This is a genomic window from Candidatus Solirubrobacter pratensis, from assembly GCF_000425945.1.
GTDB classification, from domain to species: Bacteria; Actinomycetota; Thermoleophilia; order Solirubrobacterales; family Solirubrobacteraceae; genus Solirubrobacter; species Solirubrobacter pratensis.
This window is the reverse complement of record NZ_AUEK01000013.1, coordinates 188,740-214,760: the sequence shown is the minus strand read 5'-3', so window position 1 is coordinate 214,760 and position 26,021 is coordinate 188,740. Positions and strand designations below refer to the sequence as shown.

Genomic DNA, 26,021 nt, shown 5'->3' with positions numbered 1-26,021 from the left:
GAGACTGAAGAGCATGGCGAACGTCGAGAACGTGATCATCATCGGCAGCGGTCCCGCCGGCTACACGGCCGCGCTCTACACGGCGCGCGCCAATCTCGAGCCGCTCGTGATCGAGGGCTTCATGTGGGGCGGCCTGCTCCAGCAGACCACCGACGTCGAGAACTTCCCGGGCTACCCCGAGGGGGTCACGGGCCCGGAGATGATGCAGCAGCTGCGCGACCAGGCCGAGCGCTTCGGCACGCGGTTCATCACCGACAACGCGACGAAGCTCGAGCCCGGCAAGGACGGCGCTCCGCACAAGGTCTACATCGAGGACGAGGTCTACGAGGCCCGGGCGGTGATCCTCTCGATGGGGGCCGAGCACAAGAAGCTCGGCGTGCCCGGCGAGGAGGAGCTCGGCGGCCGCGGCGTGTCCTACTGCGCCACCTGCGACGCCGCGTTCTACAAGGACCGCACGACGATCATCGTCGGCGGTGGCGACAGCGCGATGGAGGAGGCGATCTTTCTCGCCAAGTTCTCCTCCAAGGTCACGATCGTCAACCGTCGCGACGAGTTCCGCGCGTCGAAGATCATGCTCGACCGCGCGCGGGCGACCGAGAACATCGAGTTCCTGACGCCGTACGTCGTGGACGAGTTCGTCGCGGGCGACTCGGGCGTGCTCGACTTCGCGCGCGTGCGTCATCTCGAGACCGGCGAGACGCGCGAGCTGCCGATGTCCGGCGCCTTCATCGCGATCGGCCATGAGCCGCAGTCGGAGATCGTGCGCGGCATAGTGCCGACCGACGACGGAGGCTACGTCCTCACCCAGGGCAAGTCGACGCGCACCGACGTCGCCGGCATCTTCGCCGCGGGCGACCTCGTCGACCACACCTATCGCCAGGCCGTGACCGCCGCGGGCTCGGGCTGTATGGCGGCGCTGGACGCGGAGTGGTACCTGCGCGACAACCCGGCGGTGCCGACGCCGGCCGCGCTCGAGGGCGACGGCGACCTCGCGGAGGCGCAGTGGGCGCCTGCCGCGGTGGAGCAGCGCTAGGCCCTTCTGCGGCCGGCGGGGGCGTGGCGGCCGTGAGGCCGCCGAACCGCTCCCGCACGCGGTGATCTCGCCACGCCCCGATCTCCGGGCGCAACGCGCCTCGTCACGCCAGCTGACCAGAGTCGCGCTCGGCCCCGTTCGTCTCGTCTTGCTGCAGCCGCGCCGCCCGGCGGCGCGCGCGGCCGCGGCTCGCCCCGTCGCGCTTCGCCGCCTCCCCTCGCCTCGCCACGCGGCGCCTCTTCTCGCCGCGGTCCGGCAGGTCCGGCGAACTGCGCTGGTAAGGGAGCGGGTCAGATTGTTTGTGCGGTTCGCGGGGCCGGGTGATCTGTTCGGGGCCGCGACGCGAGGGGTGCCTCACGAACCTTCGAATAGTTCGAAGGTTTGTGAGGCACCCCTCGGAGACTTCGCGCGAAGATGATCGAACGTGCGCGAACGTGCCACCGCGATGATCGATCGTGATCGTCAGTCCGCGGGGCCGGATAGACCCGCATTCCCTCACCCGCGTGGTTCGCCGATCCCGGAACGCGCGCCCGAGGGCCGCCGTCGGTGCTGATCAGCGCGTCGCCGGCGAACTGCCCGCCCGGCGAGCTCCAGGCCGACCAGCGACCCTGCGAGGCCTCAGCCGATCCGCAACGTGTACGCGCGGTCCTGATAGACCGACCGGCCCTGCGGCTCGACCTCGACGTAGAAGGAGTGCGCCTTCTTGCCGCGGTTGACGATCGTGACCCGCTCGGTGGTCTTGGAGCCCGAGCGGCTCGAGCGGGCGGCGCGGCCGCGCGTGTCGTTGATCGACACCGCCGAGGAGCGGAAGATCGACAGCGACACGTCGCCGAAGCGCGGGATCGCCGAGATGCGCGCCGAGCGCCGGCCGCCGAGCACGACGCGGTAGACGTCGACGGGATCCTCCTCCTTGTCGAGCAGCGCGTTGAGCCGCACGGCGTGGCCGCCTGACCAGATCGCGGCGGCGGGCTTGCCGCCGAACGCGCGGCCGTCGACCCAGACGAGGTTGTCGTTGGGCTCCGCCGGGTCGTGGATCGGGAGCTTGCTCTTCGCCACCGAGAGCGCGGCGCGGACGTCGAGCAGGCCGAAGCCGGTCAGCGCGTCCCAGCCCTTGCGACCGAGGTCGTGGGCGGAGAGGCGCACGGCCTGGACTGCCTGGTCGGGACTGAGATCCGGCCGAGCCTGGCGGATCCAGGCCATCGCGGCCGAGACCATCGGCGCGGCGAAGCTCGTGCCCGAGAGGGCCTGGTAGCCGTCCTGTGTTCCGTCGTCGTCCAGCGCGATCGGCACGGCAGTCAGGATGGCGACGCCGGGCGCGCTCAGGTCGACCGCGTCGTTGGCGTTCGAGAACGCGGCGCTCTTGCCGCCGGCGTCGGTCGCGGCGACGGTCACGACGTGCGGGAGCGAAGCGGGGAACTCGAGCGGGTTGCCCTGCTCGAACTCGTTGCCGGCGGCGGCGACGGGGATCGCGCCCTTGGCGATGCCGTAGTAGATCTGGATCTTCTCCGCCGTGCACTCCGACGTCGAGCCGTAGCTCATGTTGATCACGGCGGCTCCGGCCTGGACGGCCTGGCCGATCGCCGCGGCGGACGCGGCGCAGCTGATCTCTCCGTCGGTGCCCGGCACGGTCTTCAGCGGCACGTTGAGCGCGCGGGCGCCGGGCCATACGCCGAGGATGCCGGTGCCGTTGGCCGGCGCGGCGGCCACCGCGGCCGTCGCCGTCCCGTGCAGGTTGGTCACCGGGGTCCCGGGGATCGTGGTGAAGTTCGGGTCGTTCGCCCACTCCGGGTGCGTCGTGTCCGCGGCGGCGTCGACGAGGGCGATCAGCGGGCTCTGCGGCGTGACGGCCGGCGGGTCGATCGACGGGTCGGCGACCGTCCGGCGCCAGTCGTTGGGCGGCACCGAGAGCGGGTCGTCGGGCACGGCGTCCAGCCGCGTCAGCGCGTTCGGCTCGGCGTAGACGAGCCGCTCGCGGAGCGCGCGGGCGAACGCGCGGGCGCGCGACTTCGCCACGACGTAGCTGCCGGTCCCGCGCGCGCCGGCCAGGCGCGCGCCGTAGCGGCGGGCGATCGCGGCCGAGGCCGCGTCCGGGCGCGCGCCGACCATCCACGTGTCTGCGTCCGCGCGCACCGAAGCGGCGTCAGCGTCGCCGGGCAGCTTCATCGGCAGCTCGTCCGCCTGCGCGACCGGTGCGGCGACGAGCGCGATCAGCGCGGCGAGAATGGCGGGGCGTCGGGTCACGAAGGAAGGCAACACGCCCGCGAGCCGATCGGAGCGCAGACACGAGGCTAGCGGGCGCCGCTGAACCTCGTGGCGGCGGTGCCGACCCGCTCGTGGCCGCCCCCTGACTCGCGCCCACTCGCCCGTGCGGGCGCATACACTCGCCCCCGTGGACGTGTTCACGGTCGTGTGCGGCGGCTTGCTCGCCTTCTTCGTCGTCACCACGGTGCTGCTGGGACTCTTCTCCAAGCGCTCGGCCGTGGAGATCCTCGACTGGCGGCCGACGCGCTCGCCCGAGGCCGAGGCGGAGAGCGAGATCGACGACGTCGCGCAGATGATCGAGGCGCAGAACGAGATCCGCGCCCGCCGCGGCAAGCCCCCGCGCACGCGGGAAGACGTCGAGCGCGAGTGGCGCGCGTCCTGATCGTCGGCTGCGGCTGCCGCGGCCAGGCGCTGGCGCGCGAGCTGCGAGCCGCCGGGCACGCCGTGCGCGGCACCACGCGCGATCCCGCCAAGGCCGAGGCGATCGCGGCCGCCGGCGCCGAGCCCTACGTCGGCGACCCGGACCGGATCGCGACGCTGATGGACGCGCTCACCGGCGTCACGATCGTGATCTGGCTGCTCGGCACCGCGCCCGCTCCCGCTCTGCACGACGGCCGCCTGCGGATGATGTTCGAGAAGCTCGTCGACACGCCCGTCCGCGGCTTCGTCTACGAAGGCACGCCGCACGGCGAGGCGCTCGCGCGCGCGTGCGCGGACACGTGGAGGATCCCGCTCGAGGTCGTCGCGGCCGGCGACGGCGCGGCGGCCGCCACCGCCGTCGACCGCCTGCTGGGAACCTAAAGACCTCTGAGGCGTTCGAGGAGGTCGGCGACGATCCGTGCCGTCGCGCCCCAGATCACGTGTGAGCCGACCTCGTAGGTGTGCGTGCGGAACGTGATCCCGCGGCGCTTCATCTGACGCTCGCCGGCGCCCGCGACGAGCGCGGCCAGCGGCAGCTCCAGCACCTGGGCGACCTCCGCCTCGCCGATCACCCACTCGAACCCCGGCTCGATCACGCCCACGAAGGGGTAGATCGCGTAGTTGGTCACGTAGGTGCCCACGGGCTCGAGCGCGCCGACGACCTGCACCACGCCCGACGGCAGGCCGATCTCCTCGTGCGCCTCTCGCAGCGCCGTCTCGATCAGCTCCTCGCCCGGGTCGCGCCGCCCGCCGGGAAACGAGATCTCTCCCGCATGGCGGCGCAGGTCGTGGCGGCGCTCGGTGAAGACGGCGTGGGTCGCGCCGCCCGCGTCGGCGAACAGCGGGACGAGCACGGCCGACTCCTCGCGCCCGCCCTGGACCTGCATCGCGAGCGCCTCCTCGGGCGCGAGCAGGACGCCGTCCAGCTGCTCCGCGAGCGCGCTCAGCTCAGCTCGACCCGCTCGTCGAAGGCCACTTCGCCCTCGAGCGTGCGGTGCACGGGGCACTTCGCCGCGATCACCTGCAGCCGCTCGACCTGCTCCTCGCTCAAGTGGGGCGGCATCCGCATGACGAGCTCGAAGCGCGTCGGGCAGCCGCGCTCGGCGGGGGAGTAGCGGGCCTCGACCTCCAGGCCCTCCACGCTCCACCCCTTGCGCTTGGCGTACATCTCCATCGTGACCGCGGTGCACGACGCGAGCGCGGCGGATAGGAGCTCCTGCGGACTCGGGCCCATGTCGTGCCCGCCTTGGTCCGCCGGCTCGTCGGCGGTGATCTGGTGGTTGCCCACCGTGATGTCGTGCGTGTAGCCCTCGCGCTGCTGGGCGGTGGCGCGCATCGCGCGCGTGCTCGAGCCGGAAGAACGGTTGATCAGGGCCATCTAGGACTCCTCCAGAGGATTGAACACCATCCCGGTGAGGACCTTCGGGAAGAAGTAGGTCGACTTGGGAGGCATGTTCTCGCCGGCCGCCGCGACGTCGCGCACCTGCGATACGGGGGTGGGGGCCATGAAGAAGGCGGCGTCGGCATCGCCCGCGTCCACGCGCTCGCGCGCCTGCGCGGCCGTGCGCGCGTAGTCGAGGCCGTCGAGATGCGAGATGTCGTCCTCGGTCATGCCGAGGGCGCCCTTCAGCAGCAGCGCCTCGAGCACGGCGGTGTCGAGCCGCCGGTAGGGCTCGGGCTTGCCGGGCAGCGCGGCCGCGGCGATCGCCGGGTCCTTCAGCGTCAGCATCCGCGCCCCGCCGCCGTCGTAGTAGCCGATCCGCACGGCGTCGCTCGAGGCCGGCTCGAGCTCGTCCGCCGGCTCGCTGTCCCAGTCGCGCTCGAGCGCCTCGCGCAGGGCGGCCTTGCGCGCCTCGTCGAGGCCGAGCACCAGCCGGTGGGTGGGGAAGACGGTCAGCCCGGGATCCTGCAGCGCCACCAGGCACATCAGCACATGATCGGAGCCCGGCGCGGCGCCCGGCTCCTGCGCGTACACGCGTGCGGTCTCGTAACGGTGGTGGCCGTCGGCGATCAGCAGCTCGACGCCGGCCAGGGCCTCGCGCACCGCGGCGATCGCGGCGACGTCCTCGACGCGCCAGACGCGGTGGCGTGTGTCGTCGGAGTCGGTGACCTCGCCCCAGGGCTCGCCCTGGAGATGGGGCGCGAGCGCGCGCCACGCGGCACCGGCGGGATCGTCGTAGAGGCTGAAGATGGGGGATAGGTTGGCGCGCGTGGCGCGCGTCAGCCGCAGCCGGTCCTCCTTCGGACCTGGATGAGTGCGCTCGTGCGGGCGGATTCGCCCGGGTCCGTAGTCCTCGACGCGCACGCGCGCGAAGACGCCGTGGCGCGTGCGGGCACGGCCGTCGGGTCCCGTGTAGTCCTGCGCGAGCGCCCACAGGGCCGGCCGCGGGTCGCGCACGACGATCCCGTCCGTCGTCCAGCCGCGCAGCACATCCGCCGCGTGGGCGTACGGATCCCCGCCGTTCTGCGGCAGGTCGATCTCGACGACGTTGTACGGCGAGCGCGCGACGAGCTCGGCGCGCTGCCGCGCGTCGATCACGTCGTACGGCGGGGCGGCCACCGGCTGCAGGCCACCCACCCGACCGAGGTCGTAGTGGAGCGCGTGGAGAGGTTGGACGTCTGCCATCTGACGGCCAGGCTAGCGCGGGGGAGGGCGCCAGGCTGGGCTCCTCGCACATGCGTCCATAAAGGTTCGGGATCGGTCGGCCGATAGCGGACGCGTGGGGGACTCCGCAGACAGCCAGCGGTCCAAGGTCGAGCGGCTGCTGGAGCACTGGCGCCCGTACCGCCCGCGTCGCCTGACGCGGCGCGAGGTGCGTGTCGAGGCCGTGTGCGCGGCCGGCTTCGCCGTCGTCGCGCTCGTGCTCGCGCTGGCCGTGCCGTCGCAGCGCTCGGCCGACCCGTGGGTCGCCGCCGGACTGGTCGCCGCGCTGGCGCTCGCCTCGCGCGTGCGCCTGTACCTGGGCGCCGGCTACGCGATGCCGACGCAGCTCGTGCTCGTCCCCATGCTCTACCTGCTGCCGGCGCCGCTCGTGCCGCTGTGCGTCGCGGTCGGCCTCGTCGCCGGGAGCGCGATCGGGCGTCCGCATCCGGAGCGGCTCGTGGTGAGCGTGAGCAACGCCTGGCACGCCGCCGGGCCCGCGCTGGTCTTCCTCGCGGCCGGCGAGCCGGCCGCGCGGCTGGACACATGGCCGACGCTCGCGCTCGCCCTCGTGGCCCAATGCGTCACCGACCTGACGGTCGCGACCGCGCGCGAGTGGCTCGGCCGCGGCATCCCGCCGTCGCTGCAGACCCGCGTGCTCGCCGTGGTCTGGGGCGTCGACGCGTGCCTGACGGCCGTCGGCCTCGCCTTCGCGGCTTCCGGGCACCTCGGCTTCCTCCTCTCGCTGCCGCTGGTGGCGCTGCTCGCGGCGCTGGCGCGCGACCGCCGGAGCCGCATCGAGCAGGCCGTCTCGCACGTCGAAGCGCTCGGCCGCGAGCACGCGCGCCTGGACCGCGCGATCCGGCGCATCGGCGAGGCGTTCGCATTCCAGCTCGACCGTGCCGCGCTGCTCGACCTGATGGTCCAGACCGCCGTCGAGGCGCTCGACGCCGACCATGGCCGCGTCGGCGACATCGCATGGTCGGCGCAGCCTTCGCTGCGCGAGCCGGTCGACGTGCTGACGGCGGCCGAGGACGCCGCGCGCGCGGGCCGGACGCTCGGCGCGGTGCGCGCGGGCTCCCACGTGGCGATCGCGCATCCGCTCGACGGCGATCGCATGCTCGCGGTCGCGCGCCGCGGGCGCGAGTTCGGGGCCGAGGAGCGCGCGCTGCTCGGCTACCTGGCGCGGCAGACCGCGGTCGCGATGGAGAACCTCTCACTGCACGACGCGCTGCGTGATCAGGCGACGCGCGACGACCTCACCGGGCTGTCGAACCACCGCCGCTTCCAGCAGGCGCTTGCGCACGAGTGCGCGGTCGCCGACCGCACCGGCGGCCTGCTCGGCCTCGCGATGATCGACCTCGACGACTTCAAGGCCGTCAACGACACCTACGGCCACCTCCAGGGCGACCTCGTGCTCCAGCACGTGGCCGAGATCCTGCGCCGCTTCGCCCGCGTCACCGACGAGCCGGCCCGCTACGGCGGGGAGGAGTTGGCGGTCGTGCTGCCGGGCACCGACCTCGACGGCGCCTACACCGCGGCCGAGGCGATCCGCAAGGCGGTCGAGCGGCTGGAGGTCGAGCTGCCGGACGGCGGCACGCTGCACGTGACCGTCTCGATCGGCGTCAGCGCGACCGACGGCGGCGTCACGGATCCCGCTTCGCTGATCGAGGCGGCCGACGTCGCGCTCTACCAGGCCAAGCGGAGCGGCAAGAATCGCACGGCCCGCGGCGGCTGGGTGCGCGAGGGCGAGCGCCGCTTCGTGCGCCATCCCTCGCCTCGCGTCTAGCTTGTAGAGAACTGGGGCGCGGCTCCGACCTCCGGGTGAACCGACCGCTAGGAGGACGCCATGAAGTACATGCTGCTGATCTACAACAACCCCGACGCGCTGCAGTCGCTGCCGCGCGAGCAGCTGGACGGGATCTTCGACGAGGTCGGCACGATCATGGCCGAACTGAAGGAGTCCGGCGAGCTCGTGGGCGGCGAGGCGCTCGCACATCCCTCCCAGACGCGCACCGTGCGCGTCCGCAACGGCGCGCCGGCGACGACCGACGGGCCGTTCGTCGAGGCCAAGGAGCAGTTCGCGGGCTACCTCGCCGTCGACGTGGAGAGCGAGGAGCGGGCGATCGAGATCGCCGCGCGCTGGCCTGACGCGCGCTACTGCGCGATGGAGGTGCGCGCCGTCATGCACACGTCCGGCGGCGAGGTGTGAGCACCGAGTTCGAGGGCCTGCTGCGCCGTCTGGCGCCGCAGGTCCTCGGCGTGCTCGTGCGCCGCCACGGGCGCTTCGACGCGTGCGAGGACGCCGTCCAGGAGGCGCTGCTGGCCGCCGCGCTCCAATGGCCGGAGCAGGGCGTCCCCGAGAACCCGTACGGCTGGCTGATCACCGTCGCCTCGCGGCGGCTGACGGACGAGCTGCGCGCCGAGGCGGCGCGCGTGCGGCGCGAGGAGACGGTGTTCGCGCTCGACCTCGCGACCGACCCCGGGCCCGACAACGACGACACGCTGACGCTGCTGTTCCTCTGCTGCCACCCGGCGCTCTCGGGGCCGTCTCAGGTCGCGCTCACGCTGCGCGCCGTCGGCGGGCTCACGACCGCCGAGATCGCGCAGGCCTTCCTCGTGCCCGAAGCGACGATGGCGCAGCGCATCAGTCGCGCCAAGGCGACCCTGAAGAAGTCCGGCGTCCCCTTCGCCGCGCCGGCGCCAGAGGACCGCGACGACCGCCTGCGCGCGGTGCTGCAGGTGCTGTACCTGATCTTCAACGAGGGCTACACGGCGACCTCCGGCCCGGTGCTGCTGCGGACCGACCTGACCGCCGAGGCGATCCGGCTCACGCGCATCGTGCACGCGCTGCTGCCCCGCGACGGGGAGGTCACGGCGCTGCTGGCGCTGATGCTGCTCACCGACGCGCGCCGCGCCGCGCGCTCGGCGCCAGACGGCGGGCTCGTCCCGCTGGCCGAGCAGGACCGCTCGCTGTGGGACGACGCCGCCATCCGCGAAGGCGTCGCGCTCGTCGAGGCGGCGCTCGCGGAAGGGCCGCTCGGCCCTTACCGCCTGCAGGCCGCGATCACCGCCGTCCACGCCGAGGCGGCGAGCGCGGAGGAGACCGACTGGCGCGAGATCCTCGCGCTCTACGAGTTGCTCGAGCGGGTCGCGGCAAACCCTGTCGTGACGCTCAACCGTGCGGTCGCGCTGGGGATGGCACGCGGCCCGCGCGCGGGCCTCGACCTGCTCGGGACGCTGGAGGCCGACGACCGCGTCGGCCGTCATCATCGCTTCTTCGCGGTCCGCGCCCACCTGCTCGAGCAGGCGGGCGAAGACGCGGCGGCCGAGGCCGCCTACCGCGAGGCGGCGCGCCGCACGACCAGTCTGCCCGAGCGGCGCTACCTGGAGGAGAAGGCGGCTAGCTCTTCACGCCGAAGTCGGCGGTGAAGGTCGCGCCGACGCCCGCGTCGGAGGGGACGCCGAGGTGGATGCCGATGCCGATCTCGCGGTAGTTGCGCTTGAGGATGTTGGCCTTGTGGCCGGCGGAGTTCATCCAGGCGTTCATGACGCCGGCGGGCGTGGAGAGGTCGCCGGTGCCCCAGGCGAGGTTCTCGCCGAGCGACCAGCCGTCGGTCTGCTTCGCGTAGCGCGCCGAGAGGATCCGGTCCACGAACGTGTCGCCGTCGGGCGCGGTGTGGTCGAAGTAGCCCTCGGTGACCATGTCGTCGGAGTGGCCGGCCGCGGCCTTGCGGAGCTTGGCGTTGTCGTGGAGCGCGGGCAGGCCCTTGGACACGCGGATCTGGTTGTGCAGGCAGAGGACGGCGGCGCGGACGGCGTCGAGGTTGTCGGCCGTCGGCATCAGGTTCGCGTTGGCGCACTCCTGCGCGGCGCGGGCGCGCGGCGGGCGCTTGTCGCCGAGCGCGACAGTCGCCGTAGGGCCTTTGTGCTTCTTCGGCGTCGCCTTGGCGTGGGCGGCGGCGGGCACCACCAGCATCGCGGCGGCGAGTGCTGCGGTGATCAAGTGGCGGGCGGCGGGCACGGCGGACGACCTCCGTGGTCTGTGAGCGGGTCAAGCGGTTCCCACCGACCCGACGTGCCGCCTGGCACGAGTTTCCTTCGGTAGCCCGGCTAGCTCGGAGAGCCCCGTGGCTTTGCGCCCCGCCCTCGCGGACGGTTTGCCCTTTCGGGAGGGAAGAACCTTGTCCCTCACATAATCGGCAGCCGCCGCATCGGGCTGAGACCCCTGTGGACGACCGTTCGACCCCTGACTTGAGCCCGGGTCACCGAATCTCTCCGCGGGCGAGCCGCCACCCCCCGATGGCGAGCGGGATCCCGAGCCAGACGAGCAGCGTCGACCCGGCGCGTACCCACTCCCCCGCGCCCGAGCTGCACATGAGCGTCGCGACCGTCAAGGCGCACGTCTCGCGCCTGCTCGCCGAGCTCGAAGCCGACAACCGCGTCCAGATCGCGCTGCTGGTCCAGGAAGCCAAGCGCTGAAGCGCTCGACCGGCGGTCGAGCGGGATCGGACCGCCGGGCGATATCTGAGGACCCGCTGTGACGTGAATGATCCGCGCCCCATGAGATCGCCTGCCATCGCCGCCGGCGCGCTGCTCGCCGCCCTCGCGCTCGCGCCGCCCGCCGCCGCCTTCAACTACGTCTCGGACTCCAACGGCACCTGGTGGGGCGTCCAGGACGTCGCGCCGCCGCGCGTCGACACCGGCAGCATCCGCGCCACGCAGGTCGGGCCGGGGCAGAGCCCGGCCTACAGCACGACCATCAACGGCTACGGCGGCATCAAGGTGAAGGTGCCGTCGAGCCCGCGCTTCAACGGGGAGCTGATGCGCGGCTTCGGGCTCACCTACGACGGCGACGCGGGCTTCAAGACGACGCAGGCGGTCGACCTCGGCGGGATCGAGATCGCCCGCGCCGTGCGGATCGAGCGTGCCCCGGCGGCCGGTGTGGCGAGCTGGGGCCGCTGGCTGGACACGTTCACCAACACGACCGCCGCGCCGGTGACGATCAAGGTCGCCTTCGGCGGCCAGTCCGGCTACAGCGCGTCCGGGAGCAACTCGAGCGCGCTGGTGAACACCTCCAGCGGCGACGCGGCCGTGTCGGCCGCGGACACGTGGGCGGAGGTCGCGACGCCGCTGTCGGGCACGACGCTCGTGGGCGGTCCGCAGGCGACGGTGATCGGCACGCCGGCGCCGTTCGGCGGCGCGATGACGTTCACCGGCAACTGGCTCTACGACACGTTCGACAACCCGCTGGCGACGAGCGGGCACGAGGGCAACTTCCAGGCCTACGTGAACACGGTCACGATCCCGGCGGGCGCCTCGAAGTCGGTGCTGCACTTCATCGTGCTCGGGCAGCGCGTGACGGCGGCCGGCTCGGACGCCGAGCGCCTGAAGGTCGAGACGACGGCGGGCACGCTCGCGGCCAGGCCGGATCTGACCGGCCTGATGCCCGCCGAGGTCTGCTCGATCGACAACTTCTCGATCGCCGCCGGCTGCGCGAGCGCCGGGTCGATCCCGCGCATCGCGGCTCCGGCCAAGCCGAAGCCGGTGTCGAGCTCCGGCTACGACGTCGTCGACAAGACGATCCAGCAGCTGCGCGCCGACATGGAGTCGGGCCTCACGACCTCGCAGGCGATCACGCAGGCCTACCTGGACCGCATCCGCGTCTACGACCAGGGCCAGTTCGGCCTCAACTCCTACGAGGTCGTCGCGAGCGATGCGCTCGAGCAGGCCAAGGCGGCCGACGCCAAGCGCAAGGCCAGCGACCGCAGCCCGCTGCTCGGCATCCCGATCGCGATCAAGAACCTCTACGACACCAAGGACATGCCGACGACCAACGGCAGCCTGACGTTCGCGGGCTTCCGGCCAAAGAAGGACGCGTTCCAGGTGGCGCGGCTGCGGGACGCCGGCGCCGTGATCATCGGCAAGGCGGCGCTCGAGGAGTACGCGACGAGCGGCAACTACTCCAACGACCCGTGGGGCCAGGTGTGGAACGCCTTCCAGCCGTCGAAGTCGGCGATCGCGTCCTCCGGCGGCTCGGCGACGGCGACCGCCGCGAGCTTCGCGGCCGCCGCGCTCGGCTCGCAGACCGGCGACTCGCTCTACGGGCCGGCGTCCGGCGCGAGCCTCGTCACGCTGCGCGGCACCGACGGGCTGGAGAGCGGCACCGGCATCATGCCGCTGTCGTGGCTGACCGACTTCGGCGGCGCGATGGCGCGCTCGGTGCCCGACCTCGCCGACATCCTCAACGCCGTCACCGGCACCGACCCCGAGGACCCGGCCACCGCGCCCGCCGACGCCGAGCGCCCGGCCGACTGGCGCTCGGTCCTCGAGCCCGACGCGCTGGAGGGCAAGCGCATCGGCTACATCCCGTCGACGTGGGAGGACCCGTTCGGGACGACCGGGACGGTGGCGGCCTCGAAGGCCGCGCTGAAATACCTGACCGACGCCGGCGCCACGATCGTGGAGGTCGGGACGACCGTCGGCGACGCGACCAACGCGCCCGTCGCGCCCGCGACCAACCCGACCGGCAACACGTCGCAGGAAGGCTGGATGCAGTACATCGACGCGCATCCGGAGCTGGCCGAGCAGGGCTTCCAGATCCGCAACGCCGTCGACGTCAGCTGCTCGCAGAAGAAGGTCTGGTACGTGCGCGCCGACCCGAGCGCCTGCGCGGTGGCGCCCGCGCCGCGCATGACGGCGGACGAGATCGCCGCCCGCCGCGCATGGCGCACCGACTACAAAGCCAACGCGAAGGCGTGGTTCGACACCCTCGGCGCCGACGACAAGGGCGTCGACGCCGTCGTCTACCCGGGCCTGCTGAGCGACATCAGCCTCAACGACGGCGGCGGCGGGAAGGCGAGCTTCGGCCGCCGCGACACGCCGGGCGCGGCGTCCGGAATCCCGACCGTCGTGTTCCCGGCCGGTTACAACGACCACGGGCAGCCGATCAACCTCCAGCTGCTGGGCCGCGCGTGGGACGACGGCGAGCTCGTCGGCATGGCCTACGCGTACGAGCGGCTCGCCGGCAAGGACGGCAAGGGCCACGTCGCGCCCACGACCGTTCCGGCGCTGCCGTACGAATCCTCCGCCACCGGCACCGCCGGCGGAGCCGTGCCCGCCACGCTCGCGCTCACGCTCGGTGCCCCGGCGACGTTCGGCGCCTTCACGCCGGGCCTCGACGCGGAGTACAGCGCCGACACGGCCGCCAAGGTGATCTCCACGGCCGGCGACGCGATGCTGAGCGTCTCCGACCCCGGCCATCTCGCCAACGGCGCGTTCATCCTGCCCGAGCCGCTGCGCGTGGACATCGCGCCAGCGTCGTGGACCGGCCCGGTCGCCAACGCGCCGGTGGCGATCCGGTTCAGGCAGCACATCGGCCAGACCGACGCGCTGCGCACCGGGACCTACTCGCGGACGGTGACGTTCACGCTGTCGACGACGAGCCCGTAGGCGGCGTCGAGCGCCGCGACGATCTCCTCGCGCGAGCAGTCCTTGCCGATCAGCACGGCCGCGCCGCCGGCCAGCGCCTGGTCGGCGAGCTCGGCGTGCGGGAAGGCGGTGAGCATGACGACCGGCACGCCGACGCCGCCGCGGCGCAGCCGGTGCAGCACCGCCAGGCCGTCGAGCCCGGGCATCCCGAGGTCGAGCAGCGCGACGTCCGGCCGCCGCGCCTCGATCAGCTCGGCGGCGGTGCTGCCGTCGCTCGCCTCGGCCTCGATCCGGTAACGGCCGGTGTCCAGCAGCGCCCTGACGATCCCGTCGCGGTAGACGGGGTGGTCGTCGGCGACGACGACGGTGACCATGGCGGGCACGATGCTCACTCGCGGCGCGTCTGAACATCGGCCGGGCGCAGCCAAAGCGGGAGGGGCGCGGGATCACCCGATCGGGGGATACGTGACGTCAGCCACGTGTGGGAACGCTGGCGTCGACGACGGTCCCGCCGCCGAGCCGGCTGTCGATCGCGACCTGCCCGCCGACGGCGCGGATGCGCTCGGCGATCGACGCCAGGCCGATGTGCCCGGCGGCCAGCGCCTGCTCCAGCCGCGCCGCGGGAAAGCCGCCGCCGTCGTCGGCGACGGTCAGCCGCACGCGGCCTTCGCCGACGCGCACGGACACGTCGACGCGCGTGGCGCCGGCGTGGCGCGCGGCGTTGGCGAGCAGCTCCCGCGCGGTCGACATCAGCAGCTCGTCGTGCATCCCGGCGGCCGCCGGATCGACGTCCACGCGCGCGTCGAAGCGCCCGCGCCGGCCGGCGTCCTCGGCGAAGCTGCGCAGCACGGCGGCCAGCCCCGCGCGCTCGAGCCCGACGGGATGCATGGCGAACATCTCCTCGCGCAGCTGGCGATGGACCTCGTCGAGCGCGTGCCGCGCGCGCTCGGCGGACTGCGGGACGCCGCGCGCGACGTCGGACACCTCCTGGCGGGCGACGAGCACGTTCTGGATCGCGTCGTCGTGCAGCGCCTGCGCGAGCCGGCGCCGCTCGCGCGCCTCGGCGTCGAGCGCCTCCCTGACGAGCCGGCGCCCCGCCGCCGCGAGTCCCTGCAGGTTGCGCTCGCGCCGCTCCACCAGCCCCGACAGCATCGCCGCGGCGGCGCCGACCCAGGCCAGCGCGAGGGCTTCGCCGGCGACCACGTCGAGGTCGCCGGGCAGATGCGTGCCGGAGTGGGGGAGCGCGACGGCGAGGTACGCGCCGACGGCGAGCGCCGCCCACGCGACCGTGAGCCGCGGCGTCAGCCGCAGCGCGGCGGCGATCGGCATCGCGAAGAACGCGAAGCACAGCGGGGAGCGGGCGCCGCCTGAGGTGTACACGAGCGCCGCGATCAGCACGAGGTCGGCGAGCGCCGCGGCGAGCGGCAGCGGCTCGCGGCGCCCGCGCGCGAGCGTCACCCCCAGCGTGGCGATCGCGTAGGCGGCGAACACCGTCAGGACGGCGGGGAACGCGCGCGCGTCGACGTCCGCGTCGAGCGTCTGCACGACGGCGACCGGGACGAACGCGAGGCGCAGCAGCGCGATGCCGCGAGCGGTGGACCGGGGATCCGGCACGGCGCCGGGATCCGCCGCCGTCACTCCAGCAGGCCTACGCGCATCGCCTGCGCGACGCATGCCGCCCGGTCCCCGACGCCGAGCTTCTCGTAGAGATGCGCCATGTGCGTCTTCACGGTCGCGGGCGCGAGGAACAGCTCGCGGCCGATCGCGGGCGCCGACAGGCCGTCGGCGATCAGTCGCAGCACCTCGGCCTCGCGGCGGGTCAGCGTCGGGCGCTCGACGGCCGTCCCGCGCGTGCGGACCTCCTCGAGCAGCCCCGCCTGCAGCTCCCGGTCGAGCACCGCCTGACCGCGGGCGACGGCCGCGACGGCGTCGCACACCTCGACGCGGTCGGCGCTCTTGGCGAGATATCCGGACGCGCCGGCCGACATCGCCTCGTGGACGACCGAGCCGTCGGTGGCGGCCGACAGCACGAGCACGCGCGTGGGCAGGTTCTCGCGCCGGACGGCGTTGAGGATCTCGATCCCTCCGAGCCCGGGAAGACGCAGGTCGATCACGGCGACGTCGGGGCTCAGCTCGCGGATCGCCTCCAGCGCGGCACGGCCGTCGCCTGGCTCCGCGACGAGCTCGAGCTCGAGCCGGTCGCGCACGGCCCGCGCGATGCCGTCGCGGTAGAGGGGGTGGTCGTCTGAGACCAGGACTCTCAGGCGCCGTCCCACGGTCAATTGCTCCGTAAAGCCGGCATGGGCGCGGGCAGATTTTGACCGCTCCCGATGAATGAGGGCAGAGAGAAAGGCCGCCTCTTCCCCGAACGGGTCAGCGCAGTTCCGCGTCGAGATAGCGCGGAAGCGCCGACCACGGGTCCGGCAGCGTGCCGGAGGTGACGTAGAGGTAGCCGGCGCGATGCGCCTCCACGAGCGCCCGCGCTTCGCGCTCCGGCGCGCCATGGACGAGGTATGCGGCGCGGTCCGCAGGCAGCCAGGATGGCGGCCGCAGCCGCGCTCGGGCATCAGCGAGCGAGCCTTCGTAGGTGACGATCACGTCCGCGGCGGCCTCGTACCCCCGATCCGGCGGCACGCCGGGGTTGATCGCCAGCAGCCCGGGGATGTGCGCGCGCAGCGAGCGGTAGTACGCGAGGTGCTCGCGGGTGTGCGCGGCCTCGTCGAGGAAGATCCCGTCGACGTGGTACCAGGCGGCGTAGCGCTCCGCGTCGGCCTCCACGTCGGCGGCCGGCCGGGCGCCGTAGCCCGTGGGGACGTAGCCGATCACCTTCCACCCCGCCGACTGGGCGGCGCGCACGGCGCGCGCATAGGCGGGATCAGGCGCCGCACCGGGCCCGCTTGCCGGGTTGACGATCAGCACCGAGCCGTTGCCGCGATGCGCCGCGAGCCGCTCGATGCCGGCGGGCGGCAGGTAGGCCGGGATCAGCGCGCGGTGATGCTCCTGGTCGGCACGACCCCCGCTCACGAGCAGGATCGCCGCGACCACCGCCGCGACGCCCGCGCACCCGGCGATGACCAGGCGCGCCCTGCCGCTCACGCGATCCAGACGGTGGTGGCGACCGTGGTCGCCGGGCGCCGCAGCGGCGCGACGGCCGCCGGGAGCAGGACCGCCACGGCCACTGCGGCCCCGGCGATCAGGGCGCCGCCCGAGACCGGCGAAGCGACGAGCGCCTCCACCAGCGCTCCCGCGCTGACGGCGGCCAGCGCCCAGCGCCCGCGGGCGAGCGACTCGAGCAGGCCGGCCAGGAGCGTCACCAGCGCCAGCAGGCCGAAGCCGAGCAGGGTGCACGCCCGCGCCGTGCCGGACTCCCGCAGCGGGAGCGCCAGCGCCGCGATCAGCGAGAGCGCCGTGCACGCTAGAACGGTACGCGCCAGCGCGCCCGCGAGCACCCGCAAGGCGGTCGTGCGCGGCCGCTCGCCGATGCCGACGCCCGCGAGCGAGGAGGGCAGCGCGTGGGCCAGCCGCCACACGTGCGCGCTGCCCCAGCAGCCCGCCATGATCGAGGGGACGAGCAGGAACGCGGCCGCCGGCCCCGCGGTCCAGCCGAGGCTGCGGTCGCCGACGAGCAGCAGCCCCAGCGCGGCGCCGATCAGCGCGGAGCTGAGCGCCCGCTCCCAGCGGCCGAGCGGCGCGTGCGCGCCGACGGGGGCGCGGGGCGCGATCAGCGCTGCGAGCGCGATCGTCCCGGCCAACCAGGCGAGGACGAAGCGAGGCGCGGAGGCGCCGAGCATCGCCGGTGTGGCCGCCGCGACGAGCGCGGTGTAGCCCAGCGCGCTGCCGCGGCGGATCAGGATCGCTCCGCCCACCCAGACCACGGTCAGCAACCCCGCGACGAGGCCGGCGGCGCCCAGCGCCGCGCTCGGCGCCGCAACGACGACGGCGATGCCGGCTGCGAGCGCGGCGCGGTTGCGGGTCAGCGCCGCCGCGCCGCCGGGCCGGCTGAGGTAGCGGCTGCTCAGGCCCCACTGCAGCGCGAGCGTGAGCGGCAGCGCGACGGTCAGGGCCAGTCCCAGGCCGCCGGCGCCGATCGCCTGGCGCAGCGGCGAGGCCCAGAGGGCGATCGCGACCACGGAGGCGCCGAACGCGACCGCCTCGAAGGCGATCCGCCGCCGCGGCTCGGGATCCGCGAGCCGGCCGGTGCTCCGCCGCGGCGCCGCCGGCGCCGCCGGCATCAGCGCCCGTCCAGCCTCCAGGGCGCGCGAAGGCGGGACGCCCGCCCACGCCTCCAGCACCACGGCGGCCTCGAGCATGTCCTGCGGCGGGCGCCCGAGCCGCGCCTCGACGACCTCCTGGCTCACCGGCAACCACCGCCGCTCGCGCCGAGGGCCGAGGTCGCGTCACCGCCGCTCACGCCGCCACCGCCAGCCGCACGGGCACCGCGGCGGGCTGCTCGCGCTGCCCGGCGGCGGCCGCGTGAAGGAGCCGCCGGTAGCCCTCGACGCAGCCGTCCTGGTCGAACAGGCGCCCGAGCCGCCGGTACCCGAGCCGTCCCAGTCGCGCCGCCAGCTGCGGATAGCGCAGCAGCGTCACGATCGCCAGCGCGATCTCGCGGTCCTTGACCGGTCGCGCGATCAGCCCGCAGCCGCGCACGACGTCGGGCACGCCGCCGACGCCGGTGGCGACGACGGGGCGGCCTTCGCCCATCGCCTCCAGGATCGCCATCGGCAGCCCCTCGGAGATGCTGGTCATCAGCACGATGTCGGCGTCGCGCACCACGCCGGCGGGATCGGTGGTCCGGCCCATGAACTGGAAGCGGTCGCCGAGCCCGAGCCGCTCGTGCAGGATCTCGCACGAGCGCCCATACGCCTCCTCGCCCGGCGTCACCAGCCCGTAGTGCCGGAAGCGCGCCTCCGGCACCAGCTCGAGCGTGGTGGCGGCGGCGCGCAGCATCGTGTGGATGTCCTTGAGCGGGTCGATCCGGCCGACGGAGACGATCGTGGAGTTCCCGGGCGGCGGCGCCGGCTGCGGCGCGTTCTGCAGCCCGTTGCGGATCACGCAGATGCGCTCGGCGTCCAGCCCGAGGCCGGTCTCCCAGTGCGCGTGGACGTCGGTGACCGGGGCGACGGCGTCCGCGCAGGCGTACGCGACGCGCGTCAGCCCGCGCGCGAGCCGCGTGGCGGCGAAGCGCCGGCCCGGGCTCTCGGCGCGCCGGACGGCGGCGAGATAGGCCTCGCGCAGGTACACGCCGTGCTCGGTGAGGATCATCGGCGTGCCGTGCAGCGCGCGGTGGACCGCCGCCGGGACCGACGACCAGCCGGCGGCGGTCGCGTGCAGCACGTCGACCTCCGGCGTCGGCGCCGCCGCCGTGCGGGCGATCCAGTACAGCGTCTGGTAGAGCTCGGCCGCCTCGACCAGGTCCAGCTCCGGCGGCGTCCCGGCCTCGGGGACGCGCTCGGCGAGCACCGCGGCGAGCTCGTCCAGGTACGCCTGCCATGCCTGGTCGGAACGGAACGCCGCCCGCACGCCGGCCGGCGCGCGGCGGCAGCGTAGCCAGGCGGCGACGACCGCGTCGGTGTCGCCCTCCCAGCCGATCAGCTCACGCACCAGCACGGCGGGGAGCTCGCTGTCCCCCCGAGCGCCGCGGCGCCCGCGGGGGCGCCGCTCGGACCACACCTCGATCGGCGGCAGCGCCCGCGCGTGGGGCGGCAGCTCGTACAGCGGCGGCCTGCCGTGCGGCGCGACGATCGGCAGGACCTGCCAGTCGAAGTCCGTCAGCTCGCGCACGAGCAGGTCGCACCACGAGCTGACGCCGCCCAGCTCATACGGATAGGTGCCCTCGGTCAGTAGGAGCACGCGCGTGCGTCGCTCAGGCATCGCCGCCCACGGCAAGCAAGCGTGCCTCCAGCTCGGCCGAGGCCCGCCGCAGCTCGCGGCACAGCTCCACCAGCGACTCGCGGATGACGAGGTTCTCGGCGAGCATCGCCGCGGCCTCGTCGAGCGGGTCCTCGACGGCCTCCGGCGCCCGGCGGATGCGGTCCATCATCGTCGCCAGGTCGGGCGCCCCGCGCGTCTTCAGCTGCCGGTTCTCCTCCTGCAGCAGGGCCAGCTCCGCCTGCAGATCGCTGGTCGTGTCCTGCCGCGCACGTCCCCGCCCGCGCTTGAAGCGGCTCCGGCGAAGCGTCTGGGTGCTCATGCCTGCTTGACCTTCCTCGTCGTGACCGTGAACTTCGCCTTGCGGGAGCCGGCGACCAGCTCGTAGCTGCCCGGAGGCAGCGACCGGCCGCGCAGCCGTCCGCTGAAGTGCGTCCGGCCCTTGCCGGCGGTGACGGAGAGCCCGAGCGTGCCGGCGTGGACCGCCCGCGTGCACGCGGCGCGGCGGCGGTTGGCCCTCGCGGGCGCACGACACGTCTTGCCGACGCGCCGGCCGGCCTTCAAGCGGCGGATCTTCGCGCTGATCGTGCCCTTGCCGCTCGCCGTCCAGGTGATCGTCGTCCCGGCGCGACGGCCGGTCGTGCTGAAGCGCGCGGGGGAGAGCGAGAGCTTCGTCAGGCGCAGCGCCGCCTTGCCCGAGCCGCGGCCCCCGCGCGAGCCACGGGACACGTTGCCGGCCGCCGCCGGCGGCTGCGCGGCCGTCGCGGCGGTGGAGAACACGGCGCTGCCGTTGACGTTCGTCCAGCCGGACCGCGTCCCGCCGTAGACGTCCCCGACGGTCGTCCCGGTCAGCGGCACGTCGAGCGGCTGGGTCGTGGTCACGTGCACCTGGCCGTCCTGCAGGTACGCGCTCACGTGCCCGGCGGCGACCGCCGCGCTCCACGCGTCCTGGCGCGCCAGCTCATCGCCGATCTGCGTCGGCGTGAGCTGCACCAGCGGCGTGTTGAACAGGCCCTTGTACTGGGTGAGCACCTGATCGGCCAGCGCGTAGAACGGGGCGCCGCCGCTGACCGTCGAGCTCGCGAGGTTGGACTCGTGGAAGTAGTGCGGCCGCGGGTCGTCGCCCATGACGTGCCGCAGCATCACCGCGCTCTCGTTGTCGAGCAGCTGCTGCCAGGTGACGTCGCCGGTGTTGCACGTCGTCACGCCGGCGATCGGCTTGCACCCGCGCGAGGCGTTGTACAGGTAGTTGTATTCGTCGAGCTCCTGCGCCTGGGTCTGGGTGTTGTAGTAGATGTTCGTCGGATAGCGCGGGAAGGCGCGGATGTCCCCGTCGAGGAAGCTCGAGCCCGCGGCGAACGTCGTGGCCGCGGGAACGGCCGCGGTCGGCGGGTTCGGATAGGCCTTCGAGGCGTCCGTGGCGGTGTACTTGACGCCGGCCGCGTCGAGCGCGGCGACGAAGTTGGGGTTCTGCGCGTACGGGCTCTCGGCCGCGGCGTTGGCCGCCGGCGGGGTGCCGGCCGCGCCGGCGGCGCCGGTGTCGGTGAAGGTCACGTCGACGGGCCCGGCGTCCGTGAACGCCGTCGCCGGCTGATTGACGATGCCGATCAGCGACCACGCCCCCGCTGCGGTCGTACCGGCCGCGGAGGTGCGGCGGTAGACCTTGTAGGTGCCGGCGTGGCAGACCGCCTGCCAGGAGAGCGCGACGGACTCCCCGGCCGCGACCGAGACGGTGGTCTCCGACGGGATCGTCTCGCCCAGCGAGGTCGTGCCGGTGACGCCGTAGTCGTAGGAGCCCGCGGCGAGCGTCGCTCCGGCCGCCGCGCCCGCCGTCGCGTCCGACAGCGACGGCGGGTCGATCGTCCCCGGGTTGCCCGGCCGGGTGTTGGCCAGGCCGGAGTGCTCGCCGGTGACCAGCTCGGTGCTCGCCGCCGGCAGGCCGTTGGCCTTGGCCCACGCGGTGTTGGAGGCGATCTCGTTGGTGATGAACGGCGCGGTCGAGCAGTCGAGGTTGGGGTGATCCCACGTGTGGTTGATCCACCCGAACTCGCTCGCGTGCCTCTGGAACCCGGCGAGTACGCCCGCGGGGTCCGTGCCGCCGCCGTTGAACACCATGTCGAGGCGCAGGCCGCTGGTCCTCATCCAGTTGGCGGCGGTGTCGACGTCGGCGGGCTGGAGCTGGATCTGGTCCTCCGGGCACGGGCTCGTCGTCTCAGGCTGCGGCGTGCACGTGCGGCCCGCGGTGTTCGTGACGCCGCCCTGCGGGATCCACGCGTCGTCGCCGAGGAACGTGTCGTCGATCTGGAGCTCGAGGTAGTTGCGCTGCGTGCCGAAGTGCACGCCGCGCGTGACCCAGTCGATCATCCCGTGGCGCAGCAGCTGGCTCTGCGTCTCCGTGGCGCTGCCGGGCACCGTGTCGACCAGGTCCTGCGTGCCGTCGGGGCGCGTGTAGACGCCGACGTAGGCGGAGCCGTCGGGCCCCGACACGAGCGTGTCGAAGCTCGCGCCGGCGGCCGGCTTGGCCTGGTAGCCGAACGAGGGCGTGGCGATCGGCACCGTGCCGGTGAGGTACGGGAACACCACCTTGCCGCCGGCGGTCAGCGTGCCGGTCTGGCCGCCCTGCTCGCCGGAGGAGACGAGCGTCAGCCCGTGCGCGGCGGACGCGACGTTGTCGCTGATCTGGCGCACGCCGAAGGTCTGCTCGAGCTTCGTCAGCGCGGCCTGCTCGGTGGGGGTCAGCATGTCGCCGTAGGCGAGGATCACCGCGCCGTACTTCGCCTCACCCGCGGCGTAGTCGGCGAGCATCGCGTCGGTCAGCGGCGCGGACGCGCTCTCCACGTAGGTGTCGAACGGCACGCCCTCGCGCTGCAACGCCGCCTTCCACGACGCGGCGACCGCATCGGTAGAGGACGGCGTCGCGAGCAGCACCTTGAGGTCGATGCGCTGCCCGGGCGCAGGGCCGGCGGCTTGTGACGCGGACGCGGCCACCGGGGCCGCGACCAGACAGGTGAGCAACACGAGCAGCGCTGCGCGATGTCCTCTCAATGCGATGCCTCCTCCTCGGGAACGGTCACGGCGCCGAGCGTGCGCTCGAGGCCCTGTCCCAGCGGGTCCAGGCACGTGCGGCGCACCTCGCCGGCGTGGACGAGGCCGCGCGTCTGGCGCCCGGCCGGGTCATCCACCGAGTGGCGGACGCGGGGCTCCTGGTGCGAGCCGACGAAGCGGGCGCCTCCGGTGACGCGGACGCGGGTCATGCGCGGAAGGGCAGCGGCGCGCTGCGGCGATCGGTCCTCCGTGACATCGACGGCGATGGTCGTCGGATCGGGAGCGGACTCCCATCCGCCGATCGCGTTCCGCCGGGGAGGAGATGCTCCTCCACCGATCGGGGGAGCCTGTGGCGGAGAATCCTGAGCCGAGCAGCGCTTTCGAGCCGCGCCCGGGGCGCGGGCTTAGTCGGAGAGCAGCGGCAGCGTCGCGTGGATCGCGGTGCCGCGGCCCTCGGGGCTCTCGATCCGGAAGGTCCCGCCGAGCGCCTCGACCCGGTCCTCGAGCCCGCGGACGCCGCTGCCGTGCGGATCGGCGCCGCCGACGCCGTCGTCGAACACCTCGATCTCCAGCACGCCTTCGCGCGCGCGGATCACCACCTCGACGCGCGAGGCGCGCGCGTGCTTGGACGCGTTGGTGAGCGCCTCGGCGATCAAGAAGTAGGCTCCGGCCTCGATGTGTGACGGGAGGCGCTGCGACGTCGCCCGCACGTTGACCGGCACGCGGCTGCGCTGGGCGAGCGCCTCGATCGCGGCGCGCAGCCCGCTGTTGGTGAGGATCGCGGGGTGCATGCCGGTCGCCAGCTCGCGCAGCTCGTCCAGCCCCGCCCGCGACTGGGAGAGCGCGTCGCGCAGGAGCGTGCGCGCGCCCTCGGGATCGGTGTCGAGCTGGCGGTCGGCGAGCTGGAGCGACACGATCGCGGTGACCAGGCGCTGCTGCGCGCCGTCATGGATGTCGCGTGCGAGCTTGCGCCGCCCCTCGTCGGCGGCGGTCACGAGCCGGGCGCGCGAGGCGAGCAGCTCGGCGCGGGTGTCGGCGTTGGACACGGCGGTGGCGATCAGCTCCGCGAAGCCGGCCACGCGCTGCTCGCTGCGGCGCGGGAAGGTCCCCTCGCGCAGGCCCGCGATCAGCGCGCCCCAGACCTCGCCGTCGACGATCACCGGCGCGCCGATCTCCGTTCGCACTCCGAGCCGGCGCAGCAGGGCGGCCAGCTCGCCCTCGACGTCCGCGTAGTCCTCCACCCGGCCGGGCGCGCGCTCGCGCTGGACGATCACGTTGATCACCTCGCCCTCCATCGGCAGGCACACGCCGGCGGGGACGTGCGAGCCGTCGCGGCTCCAGCCGGCCACCGTCGTGGTGCACCCGGCCGGAGCGAAGCGGGCGAGGTTGACCGTCGAGCTGCCGATGATCCGCGCCGCCTCCTCGCAGACGGCGTCGAACACGGCGTGGGAGGGCGCGCCCTGCGCGACGAGCGTCGCGAGGCGCCGCAGCGCGTCCTGCTCGTCGGCGAGCTTGCGCAGGCCATGGCGTGCCTCGCTGTTGGCGATCGCCACCGCGAGCAGCTCGACGAAGTCGCGCAGCCGCTCCTCCGTGGTGCTCGGGAGCGGGTCGGGCGCGCGCGAGCCGATCGCCATCACGCCCCACAGCTTGCCGTCGACGCTGACGGGAACGCCGACGCCCGTGCGGATCCCCGCCCGGTCGACGCTGGAGCCGAGCGCGCTGGGGTTGCCGGAGTAGTCGTCGATGCGCTGCGCCTCGCGGGTCGCCTTGATCTTGGAGGCGATCGAGGGTCCGTCGAGCGGGAAGCGGCTGCCGATCGGGAACGGCACCTCGCCCCAGCCCGCTACGACCGTGACCGCGTCGTCGGGCTCGTAGCGCAGCAGGTCGACGATCCGCACGTCGAGCACCTTCGCGACCTCCTCGGCGGCGGCGGCGAACACCGCCGCGGGCCTGGAGCCCTCCGCCACGAGCGTTGCGAGCCGGCGCAGGGCGGCTTGCTCGTCGGCCAGCACGCGCAGCTCGTCGCGCGCCTCCGTGTTCGAGATCGCGGCGGCGACGAGGTCGGTGAAGTCGGCCAGCCGGCGGGCCGTGTCCGCGGGCAGCGAGTCGTCGCCGATGGTGATCGCGATCGTCGCGCCCCACGTCTTGCCGGCCACGACGATCGGGACGCCGACCGTGGAGTGGAACCGGGCGGCGCGCGCGACCTTCCCGACGACGCCGTCGAGCTGCGAGTAGTCGTCGACCCGCGCCGGCCGGCCCGTCGCGTACACCTGCGCCATCACGCTCCGGGGATCCAGCGGCCAGCTGCTGCCGACCGGGAACGGGGGGTCGCCGTACGCGCCGACCACGTAACCGGTCCTGTCAGGGCCGAAGCGCACCATCACGATCAGCGGCACGTGGAGCAGCTGCGCGAACTCGCGCGCGAGCACCGCGAACACCTCTCCCGGCGCAGAGCCATGCGCGACCGACGTTGCGACCCTTCGCAGCGCGCCCTGCTCTTCTGCGAGGAATCGTGAGTCTCCGTGCACCTCATCCGATTGTCCAACACCGTCGTCGTGTGAGCGGAAACGCGCCATCTGCAGATGCCCCGAAAGAGCCTGCATCTCCGGCATGCTTTGACGGCGGGGAGGCGAACGTCCTGGGCGCTAGCTCGCCTGCTCGCCTTCGTAGTCGAAGAGCGAGTTGATCAGGCCGATCGCGACCGCCTGCGCCGAGGTCCGCGCGCCCAGCTTGCGCCGGACCTCGGACAGATGCGACTTGACGGTCTCCTCGCCGATCCCCATCTGCTCCGCGATCCGCTTGCGCTCGTTCCCTTGTGCGAGCAGCCGCAGCGCCGCCAGCTGCTTCGGCGAGAGGTCGTCGAAGTCGCGCTGGTCGGCGCGCGCGACGAACACCGGGGAGATGTAGGACTCGCCGCTGGAGGCGAGCAGGACCGCGCGCAGGAGGTTGCCGGCGGACTCGCCCTTGGAGACGACGCCCTTGGCGCCGGCGTCGATCGCCTTCTGCGCGAGCCCCAGCTCGTCCATGCCGGTGTAGAAGACGACCTCGACGTCGGGCAGCTCGGAGCGCAGCCGGCGGCAGAGCTCGAAGCCGTCGAGCTCGGAGCCCTCGAGCGCGACGTCGAGCACCGCGACGCGCGGGTGCTTGCTGCGGCACGCGGCGAGCGCCTCCCCGGCGTCATGCGCGAACGCGACGACCTCTACCTCGGGACGGTTGTGGAACAGCGTGCGCAGGCCGAGGACGACCATCTTGTGGTCGTCCACGAGAGCGACGGGGATGGCGAGCGCCAACATGGCCGGGCCAGGCTAGCTGCCCGCG

At 73.8% G+C, this 26,021-nt stretch carries 23 protein-coding genes, 1 pseudogene and 1 riboswitch; of the genes and pseudogenes, 8 read left to right on the top strand and 16 right to left on the bottom strand.

Annotated elements, in window-relative coordinates; translation table 11 throughout:
* The first annotated feature begins 13 nt into the window (after positions 1-13).
* Positions 14-1,033: a thioredoxin-disulfide reductase gene (trxB, locus tag H958_RS39150; RefSeq protein WP_081686109.1), complete on the top strand. Its 1,020-nt coding sequence runs from the start codon at positions 14-16 to the stop codon at positions 1,031-1,033.
* Positions 1,034-1,651: 618 nt separating this feature from the next.
* On the opposite strand, the gene H958_RS43810 is transcribed toward trxB, so the two are convergent.
* Positions 1,652-3,274 (bottom strand): S8 family peptidase, encoded by a 1,623-nt coding sequence (locus H958_RS43810; protein WP_028060039.1) that lies wholly within the window; start codon positions 3,272-3,274, stop codon positions 1,652-1,654.
* A 148-nt stretch (positions 3,275-3,422) separates the two neighbouring features.
* On the opposite strand from H958_RS43810, the gene H958_RS46535 reads away from it, so the two are divergent.
* Both H958_RS46535 and H958_RS46530 read left to right on the top strand, forming a co-directional pair.
* Positions 3,423-3,677, top strand: a complete 255-nt coding sequence (locus H958_RS46535; protein ID WP_028060038.1) for a hypothetical protein — start codon at positions 3,423-3,425, stop codon at positions 3,675-3,677.
* Entirely contained in the window at positions 3,662-4,096 is a 435-nt protein-coding gene (locus H958_RS46530; protein ID WP_028060037.1) for an NAD(P)H-binding protein, read from the top strand. The genes H958_RS46535 and H958_RS46530 overlap by 16 nt, the downstream gene beginning before the upstream one ends.
* On the opposite strand, the gene H958_RS0120645 is transcribed toward H958_RS46530, so the two are convergent.
* The 3 genes from H958_RS0120645 to H958_RS0120635 are packed head-to-tail and all read right to left on the bottom strand — an operon-like array spanning position 4,093 to position 6,341.
* Entirely contained in the window at positions 4,093-4,602 is a 510-nt protein-coding gene (locus H958_RS0120645; RefSeq protein ID WP_051324590.1) for an NUDIX hydrolase, read from the bottom strand. The two genes, H958_RS46530 and H958_RS0120645, sit on opposite strands and share 4 nt — an antisense overlap.
* Positions 4,603-4,658: 56 nt before the next feature.
* Positions 4,659-5,093, bottom strand: coding sequence for an OsmC family protein (locus H958_RS0120640; RefSeq protein ID WP_231379325.1), 435 nt, complete (start codon positions 5,091-5,093; stop codon positions 4,659-4,661).
* The gene (locus H958_RS0120635) at positions 5,094-6,341 is read right to left on the bottom strand and encodes a DUF1015 domain-containing protein (protein WP_081686107.1); all 1,248 of its coding nucleotides are present in this window, start codon (positions 6,339-6,341) and stop codon (positions 5,094-5,096) included.
* A gap of 94 nt (positions 6,342-6,435) precedes the next feature.
* Between H958_RS0120635 and H958_RS43805 the strand changes: the two genes are divergently transcribed.
* The 3 genes from H958_RS43805 to H958_RS0120620 are packed head-to-tail and all read left to right on the top strand — an operon-like array spanning position 6,436 to position 9,788.
* Complete coding sequence (locus H958_RS43805) at positions 6,436-8,145, top strand: GGDEF domain-containing protein (protein ID WP_051324589.1); 1,710 nt, start codon at positions 6,436-6,438, stop codon at positions 8,143-8,145.
* Positions 8,146-8,205: 60 nt separating this feature from the next.
* On the top strand, positions 8,206-8,568 hold the full coding sequence (locus tag H958_RS0120625; protein ID WP_028060033.1) for a YciI family protein: 363 nt from the start codon (positions 8,206-8,208) through the stop codon (positions 8,566-8,568).
* Positions 8,565-9,788: an RNA polymerase sigma factor gene (locus H958_RS0120620; protein ID WP_028060032.1), complete on the top strand. Its 1,224-nt coding sequence runs from the start codon at positions 8,565-8,567 to the stop codon at positions 9,786-9,788. Before H958_RS0120625 ends, H958_RS0120620 begins: the two co-directional genes overlap by 4 nt.
* Here H958_RS0120620 and H958_RS43800 read toward each other — a convergent pair.
* Positions 9,760-10,380, bottom strand: a complete 621-nt coding sequence (locus H958_RS43800) for a CAP domain-containing protein (protein ID WP_156028114.1) — start codon at positions 10,378-10,380, stop codon at positions 9,760-9,762. The two genes, H958_RS0120620 and H958_RS43800, sit on opposite strands and share 29 nt — an antisense overlap.
* Positions 10,381-10,456: 76 nt before the next feature.
* Positions 10,457-10,531: riboswitch (cyclic di-GMP riboswitch) on the bottom strand.
* Between the two features lie 196 nt (positions 10,532-10,727).
* On the opposite strand from H958_RS43800, the pseudogene H958_RS49145 reads away from it, so the two are divergent.
* Positions 10,728-10,838, top strand: a pseudogene (locus tag H958_RS49145) (LuxR C-terminal-related transcriptional regulator); the annotation flags it as partial.
* 81 nt (positions 10,839-10,919) lie between these two features.
* The gene (locus H958_RS39130) at positions 10,920-13,808 is read left to right on the top strand and encodes an amidase (RefSeq protein ID WP_051324587.1); all 2,889 of its coding nucleotides are present in this window, start codon (positions 10,920-10,922) and stop codon (positions 13,806-13,808) included.
* On the opposite strand, the gene H958_RS39125 is transcribed toward H958_RS39130, so the two are convergent.
* The 11 genes from H958_RS39125 to H958_RS0120550 form a co-directional block, all read right to left on the bottom strand.
* Positions 13,763-14,161, bottom strand: a complete 399-nt coding sequence (locus H958_RS39125; RefSeq protein ID WP_051324586.1) for a response regulator — start codon at positions 14,159-14,161, stop codon at positions 13,763-13,765. The genes H958_RS39130 and H958_RS39125 overlap by 46 nt on opposite strands.
* Before the next feature lie 97 nt (positions 14,162-14,258).
* Entirely contained in the window at positions 14,259-15,425 is a 1,167-nt protein-coding gene (locus H958_RS39120) for a sensor histidine kinase (protein ID WP_051324585.1), read from the bottom strand.
* On the bottom strand, positions 15,422-16,051 hold the full coding sequence (locus tag H958_RS0120590; RefSeq protein ID WP_028060030.1) for a response regulator: 630 nt from the start codon (positions 16,049-16,051) through the stop codon (positions 15,422-15,424). Before H958_RS0120590 ends, H958_RS39120 begins: the two co-directional genes overlap by 4 nt.
* Before the next feature lie 109 nt (positions 16,052-16,160).
* Positions 16,161-16,883 (bottom strand): spherulation-specific family 4 protein, encoded by a 723-nt coding sequence (locus tag H958_RS48350; RefSeq protein ID WP_051324584.1) that lies wholly within the window; start codon positions 16,881-16,883, stop codon positions 16,161-16,163.
* Entirely contained in the window at positions 16,880-18,145 is a 1,266-nt protein-coding gene (locus H958_RS47740) for a hypothetical protein (protein WP_028060029.1), read from the bottom strand. The genes H958_RS48350 and H958_RS47740 overlap by 4 nt, the downstream gene beginning before the upstream one ends.
* A gap of 49 nt (positions 18,146-18,194) precedes the next feature.
* Entirely contained in the window at positions 18,195-19,661 is a 1,467-nt protein-coding gene (locus H958_RS0120575) for a DUF3492 domain-containing protein (RefSeq protein WP_081686105.1), read from the bottom strand.
* Positions 19,654-19,980: a hypothetical protein gene (locus tag H958_RS0120570; protein WP_028060027.1), complete on the bottom strand. Its 327-nt coding sequence runs from the start codon at positions 19,978-19,980 to the stop codon at positions 19,654-19,656. The genes H958_RS0120575 and H958_RS0120570 overlap by 8 nt, the downstream gene beginning before the upstream one ends.
* Positions 19,977-22,703, bottom strand: coding sequence for an Agd3-related carbohydrate deacetylase (locus H958_RS0120565; protein WP_156028110.1), 2,727 nt, complete (start codon positions 22,701-22,703; stop codon positions 19,977-19,979). Before H958_RS0120565 ends, H958_RS0120570 begins: the two co-directional genes overlap by 4 nt.
* Positions 22,700-22,912, bottom strand: coding sequence for a hypothetical protein (locus H958_RS0120560; protein WP_028060025.1), 213 nt, complete (start codon positions 22,910-22,912; stop codon positions 22,700-22,702). The genes H958_RS0120565 and H958_RS0120560 overlap by 4 nt, the downstream gene beginning before the upstream one ends.
* Before the next feature lie 195 nt (positions 22,913-23,107).
* Positions 23,108-25,132 carry a GAF domain-containing protein gene (locus H958_RS0120555; RefSeq protein ID WP_196807474.1) on the bottom strand — a complete coding sequence of 675 codons (2,025 nt, stop codon included), beginning with the start codon at positions 25,130-25,132 and terminating at the stop codon, positions 23,108-23,110.
* Positions 25,133-25,348: 216 nt separating this feature from the next.
* Entirely contained in the window at positions 25,349-25,996 is a 648-nt protein-coding gene (locus tag H958_RS0120550; RefSeq protein ID WP_028060023.1) for a response regulator, read from the bottom strand.
* Positions 25,997-26,021: the final 25 nt, after the last annotated feature.